This is a genomic window from Roseateles sp. (genome assembly GCF_031397715.1).
GTDB lineage: Bacteria > Pseudomonadota > Gammaproteobacteria > Burkholderiales > Burkholderiaceae_C > Paucibacter_A.
On sequence record NZ_JANNMI010000403.1, the window covers coordinates 1 to 8,435 of the forward strand.

At 61.7% G+C, this 8,435-nt stretch carries 10 protein-coding genes; all 10 read right to left on the minus strand.

From position 1 onward, the window contains the following. Positions 1-292 precede the first annotated feature (292 nt). Positions 293-952, minus strand: a complete 660-nt coding sequence (locus RMO57_RS17640) for an FHA domain-containing protein (protein WP_310388864.1) — start codon at positions 950-952, stop codon at positions 293-295. A 78-nt stretch (positions 953-1,030) separates the two neighbouring features. After that, positions 1,031-1,819 (minus strand): Stp1/IreP family PP2C-type Ser/Thr phosphatase, encoded by a 789-nt coding sequence (locus RMO57_RS17645; RefSeq protein WP_310388866.1) that lies wholly within the window; start codon positions 1,817-1,819, stop codon positions 1,031-1,033. A gap of 52 nt (positions 1,820-1,871) precedes the next feature. Further along, positions 1,872-2,900 carry a serine/threonine-protein kinase gene (locus tag RMO57_RS17650; protein ID WP_310388868.1) on the minus strand — a complete coding sequence of 343 codons (1,029 nt, stop codon included), beginning with the start codon at positions 2,898-2,900 and terminating at the stop codon, positions 1,872-1,874. Positions 2,901-2,914: 14 nt separating this feature from the next. Beyond that, entirely contained in the window at positions 2,915-3,646 is a 732-nt protein-coding gene (locus tag RMO57_RS17655; RefSeq protein WP_310388869.1) for a TerC family protein, read from the minus strand. A gap of 139 nt (positions 3,647-3,785) precedes the next feature. Continuing rightward, positions 3,786-4,679 carry a succinate--CoA ligase subunit alpha gene (sucD, locus tag RMO57_RS17660; RefSeq protein ID WP_310388871.1) on the minus strand — a complete coding sequence of 298 codons (894 nt, stop codon included), beginning with the start codon at positions 4,677-4,679 and terminating at the stop codon, positions 3,786-3,788. A 21-nt stretch (positions 4,680-4,700) separates the two neighbouring features. Further along, positions 4,701-5,876: an ADP-forming succinate--CoA ligase subunit beta gene (gene sucC, locus RMO57_RS17665; protein ID WP_310388873.1), complete on the minus strand. Its 1,176-nt coding sequence runs from the start codon at positions 5,874-5,876 to the stop codon at positions 4,701-4,703. 22 nt (positions 5,877-5,898) lie between these two features. Then, a complete protein-coding gene (locus RMO57_RS17670) occupies positions 5,899-6,501 on the minus strand; it encodes a DUF2889 domain-containing protein (RefSeq protein ID WP_310388875.1) in 603 nt (200 codons plus the stop codon). 182 nt (positions 6,502-6,683) lie between these two features. Then, complete coding sequence (gene recX / locus RMO57_RS17675; RefSeq protein WP_310388877.1) at positions 6,684-7,178, minus strand: recombination regulator RecX; 495 nt, start codon at positions 7,176-7,178, stop codon at positions 6,684-6,686. Positions 7,179-7,209: 31 nt separating this feature from the next. After that, positions 7,210-7,722 (minus strand): hypothetical protein, encoded by a 513-nt coding sequence (locus tag RMO57_RS17680; RefSeq protein WP_310388879.1) that lies wholly within the window; start codon positions 7,720-7,722, stop codon positions 7,210-7,212. Between the two features lie 6 nt (positions 7,723-7,728). Next, the coding region (gene recA / locus RMO57_RS17685) for a recombinase RecA (RefSeq protein WP_310388881.1) at positions 7,729-8,435 on the minus strand (707 nt) is incomplete at its 5' end.

Here is an 8,435-nt window from a genome sequence, read left to right on the forward strand (position 1 = left end):
GTCAGCGCCGCCAGCAACAAGCTGACGGACACCACGGCGAGCGCCATGCGCAGCCTGATCGAGCCAAGGCGAGATAGGAGGGGTGGTGCAGCTGACGCAGCGGCAGCTGCAGCTGCATGGTCGGCAGTCGATATAGGGCGCTGGCTCACGGCTGTGCTCGGGCAAGGTGATTGGTCTTGGCTGGCTTGAAAACAACAAGCCAAAGCAGTGACAGGGCTCAACCGCCATTGTGCATGGCCGGCCGAGCTCTGCACCCATCAAATCACCAGGGTATTCCCAGCGTCGAGCGGGTTCAGCCGTTGACGAATTGCATCTGCGTGCCGGCCAACTCGATCACGTCGCCGTCCTTGAGTGCGATCGACTCGCCTGTCAAGGCTGAACCGTTGACGCTTGGGCGGGCCGCACCTTCGACATGGGCGAACACATAGCCGCTGGGGCGTTTGGTGATGGAGGCGACTTGAACGCCGGGCTTACCGACCGTCGTCACCACCTTGATCAGGCTGACCTCACGACCGGCCGCCGCGCCGGTCAACACCCGTATCGATGCCGGCGTCGCATTGGCTGCGCCCGGCAACACGCCAAAGCCCGAGGGCACACCATGGCCACCGGGTGAAGTCAGCGCCGCGCCGGGCTTCAGAATCATGGTCTTTTCGTAGTCACTGGCATCCTCAAGCAAAAACTTGATTTTGTACTTGCCGATCTCGACGATGTCACTATTGGCCAGCAACTGCTTCTTGATGGCTTTGCCGTTGATGTACGTGCCATTGGTCGAGTTCAGGTCTTCGATAAAGACGTCCGTGCCGACCATCTGCAAGACGGCATGCTCACCGCTGACCGCCAAATTGTCGATCACGATATCGTTATAGGGACGGCGCCCAAGCGTGGTCTTGTCCTTGGTAATTTGGACATCTTTGATAACCACCCCATCGAGCGAAACCACCAGTTTGCCCATGCTTTGACCTCGATCCTGTTGTCTTCTGGCTTGCGTCGGCGTTGTTATGCACCGCCGTTGATATTTTCGCGAACTGCTTCAGCGCCGCCCAAATGGCCACCAAGCCTTGGCTTCGGATTTGGCGCGACCTTCGGCCCTGACCAACACCATTGCAATGTTATCCCGGCCACCCATGTCATTGGCTCCATCTATCAAGGCTTGCGCCGCTTCAGACAGGGAAGGGTGGTTTAAGAGCAACTGACAGATCGACGCGTCATCCAGCATATCGGACAGGCCGTCAGAGCAGAATAGGTAGACGTCCCCAGGCTGCACCTCATGCAAATGCAATTCCAGCATCACCGCGTCTTCAACACCGACAGCGCGGGTCACCAGGTTCTTGTTGCTGGACTGGGCCGCCTCTTCCGCCGTCAGCAGCCCGGCATCAAGCTGCTCCTGTAGCAAGGAATGGTCGCGTGTGATCTGCATCAGATGACCACCGCGCAGGCGGTAGGCGCGCGAGTCGCCCACATGGCCCATCAGCAAGCCCTCTTCACGGAACACGCCGACCACCAAGGTCGTGCCCATGCCGGCATAGCGCGGGTTGGTGTTGGCGGCGTTGAAAATCGCGCGGTTGGCGTTGTCGACGCAGATGTCCATGGCGCGCCGCACGTCGGCCGCCGTGGCGCTGGCGCCCGACTCCTTAAGCCAACGGCCGAGCTCGGCGCGGATGAAGCTGGTCAGCATTTGACTGGCCACTTCGCCGGCGTTATAGCCACCCATCCCATCAGCCAGCACGCCTAAGCCGACGGCCTCGTCCATGGCCACCGAGTCTTCGTTGTTGTCGCGGGCGCGGCCCACATCGGTGGCGCTGAAAAACTCCAGGGTCATGGCTTTGTCTTTGGTTGCTTGTCCGCAGGATTCTGCCCTGCTTCCAGCCCATTCAGACGGACTGTTTGTGCGAAAGAATCGGCAGAAACTGGCACCGCGGAACCGGTGTCGAAGATCGGCAGCGCCTCGGCTGCATCGGTCGCGCCCATTTGACCCAGTACCGCGTCCAGGTCCTGCGCCATTTGCTCGCACTGGCGTAGCGCAGTTCGGGGCGTTTCTCCAGCGACAGGGCCAACACGAGGGCGAGCGCTTCGGGTAGACCGGGCCGGAAATGGCGCACATCGGCCGGCGTCTGGTTGGCGATTTGGTACATCAGCTTGGCCATCGAGTCGGACTGATGCGGCAACTGCCCGGTCAGCAACTGATAAATCATCGCGCCGAGCGAATAGAGGTCGCTGCGCCCGTCGACCTTCAGCCCTGCCAACTGCTCAGGCGACATAAAGGACGGCGTTCCCAGCACCAGCCCGGTGCGAGTACGGCTGCCATCGGCGATGCGGGCAATGCCGAAGTCCATCACCTTCAACACATCGCTGGCCAGGTCCAGCATCACATTGGCGGGCTTGATATCGCGGTGCACGACGCCTTGGCGATGCGCGTAGTCAAGCGCACGGGCCAAGCGCGCGCCTATGCGCACCACCTCGCGCACCGGCAGCAACTGGACCGCGCGGGTGTAGTGGCTGAGGTCCTTGCCCTGCACAAACTCCATCGCAATCCAGGCGTCTTCACCGGCCTCACCGGCATCCAGCACCTGCAGAATATCGGGATGCTGGAGGTGACCGGCCGCGCGCGCCTCGCGCATGAAGCGCTGGCGCACATCGACCAAATCTTCGGCGGCGAACTCACGCTGCAGCGACAGGCGCTTGATCGCCACCAAGTTGCCATCGCTGAGCTGGCGGGCCAGATGCACCACCGCCATTGCGCCGCGGCCGAGCTCGCGTTGCAATTCATAACCCTGCAAGCCTACGGCTGCACGGGTCGCTTGCACAGCCAAAAACGAAGCCCCGTCGGAGGCGGCCAACGTCGACTCCGCCGCCGGGGGGCTGAACTTGCCCAGAACACGCCGCCAGAAGCCGCCCATCATGGTCCCGGTTACTGCTAAGCGGTCTTGGCGCTGCGTGTCGCCAGCAACTTGCCGGCCGCCAACACAAACAATGCGCCGGCTACACCGCAGCCGTAATGCCAGGCCGGCAGCACCGCCGTCGTGCCGGGCTTGTCGCCCGGCAGGGCCGGCACCCAATCCTTCAGGGCCGGGTCACCGATGATCATGGTGCCGGCGATCCAGCCCAGCAACATTGCACCGACCGTGATGACCATGGGAAAGCGGTCCATCAATTTGATGACCAACTGGCTGCCCCAGACGATGATGGGAATCGACACCAGCAAGCCGAAGATCACCAACGGCATCTGGTGATCGCCACCGGCACCCTGTGCGGCACCCGCGATGGCGATGACATTGTCCAAACTCATCACAAAGTCGGCCACGATAACGGTCTTGACCGCCGCCCAAAGCTTGTCGCTGGCCTGAATGTTCGAGTGCTCGTCTTCATTCTCCGGTATCAACAGCTTGACGCCGATCCAGACCAGCAATAGACCGCCGACGATCTTCAAATAGGGCACTTGCAGCAAGGTCAAGGCGAAGAAGATCAGCACCACGCGCAGCACGATGGCACCCGCCGTACCCCAGATGATGCCCTTGGTACGCTGGGCGGGCGGCAGCTTGCGGCAGGCCAAGGCGATCACGACCGCGTTATCGCCGCCGAGCAAGATGTCGATCATGATGATCTGGCCGACGGCCAACCAGAACTCGGGACTCAGAAATGTTTCCATGGGGGCTCTTCAGAAATGGCGCCAGGCCACTTGCTTGAAGCAGCACAGCGCCCGACTATAACTAAGCGATTGACCGTCAAAAGTGCGCGCAAAAAAAGGGGCTGTCGCCCCTTTTAAGTCTTTGCTGAGTGCGAACCGCTTACAGCAAGGCCTTCAACAACTTGGCCATCTCGGACGGGTTGCGCGTGATCGTGAAGCCGCAGGCTTCCATGATCGCGAGCTTGGCATCGGCCGTGTCTTCGCCACCGGAAATCAAGGCACCTGCATGGCCCATGCGCTTGCCGACGGGTGCGGTGACGCCGGCGATGAAGCCGACGATGGGCTTCTTCATATGGTCTTTGCACCAGCGCGCGGCTTCGGCTTCGTCCGGGCCGCCGATTTCGCCGATCATGATGACGGCGTCGGTATCCGGGTCGTCATTGAAGGCCTTCATCACATCGATGTGCTTCAGGCCGTTGATCGGGTCGCCACCGATGCCGACGGCGCTGGACTGACCCAGGCCGATTTCGGTCAGCTGAGCCACTGCTTCATAGGTCAGCGTGCCGGAGCGCGAGACCACGCCGATCCGACCCTTGCGGTGGATGTGGCCGGGCATGATGCCGATCTTGATTTCATCGGGGGTGATCAAGCCTGGGCAGTTGGGCCCCAGCAGCAGCGTGCGCTTGCCGCCGGCCGCTTCCTTGGCACGCATGCGATTGCGCAACTCCAGCATGTCACGGACCGGGATGCCTTCGGTGATGCAAATGGCCAGATCCAATTCGGCCTCAACGGCTTCCCAGATCGCAGCGGCAGCGCCGGCCGGCGGCACATAGATCACCGACACGGTGGCACCGGTGGCCTTGGCGGCCTCGGTCACATTGGCAAAAATTGGAATGCCTTCGAAGTCCTCACCGGCCTTCTTGGGGTTCACGCCGGCAACGAAGCAGTTGCGGCCGTTGGCGTAGTCGCGGCAGCCGCGGGTGTGGAACTGACCGGTCTTGCCCGTGATGCCTTGGGTGATGACCTTGGTGTCTTTATTGATGTAAATGCTCATGACGTTCTTTCTAGCAAAGACTTAGGCTACGGCTGCAACAATCTTGGTGGCCGCGTCGGCCATCGAATCGGCGGCGATGATGGGCAGGCCGGACTCGGCCAGCATCTTCTTGCCCAAATCTTCGTTGGTGCCCTTCATGCGGACCACCAAAGGCACCGACAGATTGACAGCCTTGCAAGCGGCGATCACGCCTTCTGCGATGGTGTCGCACTTCATGATGCCGCCGAAGATATTGACCAAGATGCCCTTGACTTCAGGGTTCTTCAACATGATCTTGAAGGCTTCGGTGACCTTCTCGGCCGTCGCGCCGCCGCCCACGTCGAGGAAGTTGGCCGGCGAGCCGCCGAACAGCTTGATGGTGTCCATGGTGGCCATGGCCAGGCCGGCGCCGTTCACCAGACAGCCGATATTGCCGTCCAGGCTGATGTAGGCCAGGTCGAACTTGCTGGCTTCCACTTCGGCCGCGTCTTCTTCGTCGAGGTCGCGGTAGGCAACGATCTCGGGGTGACGGAACAGCGCGTTGGCGTCGAAGTCGAACTTCGCGTCCAGCGCCTTGATGCCGCCCGGCTTGCCGTCCACTGACCCCTCAAGAATCAGCGGGTTGATTTCGGCCAGCGACGCGTCGGTGGCCATATAGCACTTGTAGAGCTTTTGCAGCACATCGCGCGCTTGGGCTTGCGACGCGTCCGGGACGCCGATGCCGGCCACCAGGGTTTGTGCTTGTTCGTCGGTCAGGCCCAGGGCCGGATCGATGATGACGCGCAGGATCTTCTCGGGCGTGGCATGGGCCACTTCCTCGATGTCCATGCCGCCTTCGCTGGACGCCATCATCGCGACGCGCTGGGTGGCGCGGTCGGTCAGGGCAGCAACGTAGTATTCCTTCTTGATGTCGGCGCCTTCTTCAACCAAGAGACGGCGCACTTTTTGACCGACCGGGCCGGTCTGGTGCGTGACCAGCTGCATGCCGAGGATCTCTTCGGCCAGGCTCTTGACCTCATCCATCGAACGGCCGAGCTTGACGCCGCCGCCCTTACCGCGTCCGCCGGCATGGATTTGAGCCTTGACGACCCAGACCGGGCCGCCCAATTTCTGAGCGGCTTCGACCGCTTCTTGCACCGTGAAAGCCGCATGGCCACGCGGCACAGGCACGCCGAATTGGCGCAGGATTTCCTTGGCCTGGTACTCGTGAATCTTCATAGGGGTCTCGCTTTTGGAAAAGTCAGGAAGAGGAGATAGAAGCGGGCAACGCTGCGGGTGCGGCCGTCGGGGCCTCACCGTTGCGGAACCAGCGGGGGTAATGCGTTTTGACCGTGCTGCCGTCGCTGCGCAGCGCGTGGCAGCGGTCAAGCTGAAACGGCGCTTGGCCGGAACCACTACCTTCTTGGGTATCAAGCACGATGCCAGCGAAGGCTTGGATCACCGCCGACGGCAACAGCTGGCACATCTCGGTCAGGTGGGTGCAGCCCTTGGTGCCAGCCAGCCGGTCTTTGACGCCGAGCCTAAAGCCCCGCATCAAATTTAGTCCGACCAGGGCCGCATACGCGTCGCCATGTTGATCGCAGGCGCCGGGATAGGGCATCCAGCTCGTCTGCGAACCGGCTTCAACAATATTGGTCTGCGCGTCCACCACCAAACGCAGCAGCATCGCGTGAATAGGCTCACCGGCCAGGCGTTGGCCGCCGGCGACCGCCATATCGACGGTCTTGATATCCGTCAACGCAGCGTCAACGTCGTACAGGCCGTCCTTGCGTGCAAACACCTGCACATCAATGGCGCGGCGATGCATCAAACGGCGCTCGGAGGAGGGATTGGATAGGGACATGGCTGGAAAAACGGCTTCACACAAAACGCTGCCTGCGGCTTAAATGGGCAGCAGGCAGGGGTTTACGCAGAGCGCCAATGTAGCATGCTGGACTTCGCGAGGCTTTCGCGAAACTGTCAGCACGGCCGGATTCACGGCAAAGCCGGCTCGAAAGCCCGTCAAGGCTGCCAAGGTTGCGTCACTTACGTCTCATCCGCGCAGCGCAGCAAGCGGTGAACAAGCTCGGGCGCAAAGCCGCGCATGATCAAAAAGCGCATCTGCTTGGCCCTGACCGCAGCATCGGACGGCCACTCGCCACCAAACTTGCGCTGCCAGATCGCCTTGGCACGCTCGAACTCCTGCGCCTTCAGCTCAGCCATGGCCTCGGCGCTCAGACTCAGCCCATGTTGGGCCAGCTCCTGCTTGATGCGCAGACTGCCATAACGCGGCGCCCGCACATGGACGCGCGATTCGACAAAACGGGCGTCACTCAAATAGCCTTGCGCCAGCAGCCAGTCCAGCAGCGGGTCGAGTTCGGCGCTGGCCTCGGCGTCAGTTTCGGCCTCGGCTGACGCGTCCACCTTGGCCAGATTGCTGCGCTGAATTCTCTGCAACTTGCGTCGCAGCTCGACGCGGCTATGCTCCCGTCGGGAAAGCAAGCCGATCGCACGCATCTTGAGGGACTGAGTGGGCTTCATAGAACTTACGGTGCTGGCGCTTCGGGCTCCTTCAAGGCAAATCTGGCGGCGCATCCAACTCTAGCGACAAGCCGGCCCGCACATCGGTGCCCAGAGCGCTCGCGCCTGGCAAATCGCCGGTCAAACGCCAAGCAGGCGCCGGCTGCGTGTCGGCCCAATACTCATCAATGGCGCGGATCAAACCCTGCGCCAGGCTGAAAAAACTATTGGCGTAAAAAGCCTGGCCGCCCTGCTCTACCCGCACCAAGCTGTGCACGCGGCGGCTCTCGCTTGCGCCCGCGGCCGCGCGGACCGCGCCACCCTGGCTGTCGAGCCCGCTCGGCACGCTCAGCCCATTCAGCTCCAGCAGATGAATCGTCCAACCCTCGGGGTAGACCGCGTTGACGTGGACGATTGCCGCAGCGCCGTCAAAACGTTCCGCCGTTGCCCACCATTTGCAAACCGCCTGCGGATGCAACAGCGCTTGGGCCGCCGACCAGTTGCGCGCCTGATATTGCGCCCAAAAGCGCCGCACCAGGGCCAGCTCGGCCGGCTCGCCACCCATGACAGCTTAGGCCTTGACCCTGGCCGCCAACAAGGGCACGCCCAAGGATTCGCGCACCAAATTCTCGATTTCATGCGCGATTTCTGGATTTTCGCGCAAGAACTCGCGCGCATTGTCCTTGCCTTGGCCGATCTTCTCGCCCTTGTAGGCATACCAGGAGCCGGACTTCTCGACCACCTTGGCGATCACGCCCATATCGATGATTTCACCCTCGCGACTGATGCCTTCGCCATAAAGAATGTCGAACTCAGCGGTCTTGAAAGGTGAAGCCACCTTGTTCTTCACCACCTTGACCTTGGTCTCGCTGCCGATCACCTCATCGCCCTTCTTGATCGAACCGATGCGGCGAATGTCCAAGCGCACCGAGGCGTAAAACTTCAGGGCATTGCCGCCGGTGGTGGTCTCGGGGCTGCCGAACATCACGCCGATCTTCATGCGGATTTGGTTGATGAAGATGACCATGCAGTTGGCCTTTTTGATGGTGGCTGTCAGCTTGCGCAGCGCCTGGCTCATCAAACGGGCTTGCAGGCCCGGCAAGGAATCGCCCATTTCCCCCTCCAGCTCGGCCTTGGGCACCTGGGCCGCCACCGAGTCCACCACCACCATGCTGACCGCGCCGGAGCGGACCAGCGTGTCGACAATCTCGAGCGCCTGTTCGCCTGTGTCGGGTTGGCTGATCAGAAGTTCATCCAGATTGACGCCAAGCTTTTTGG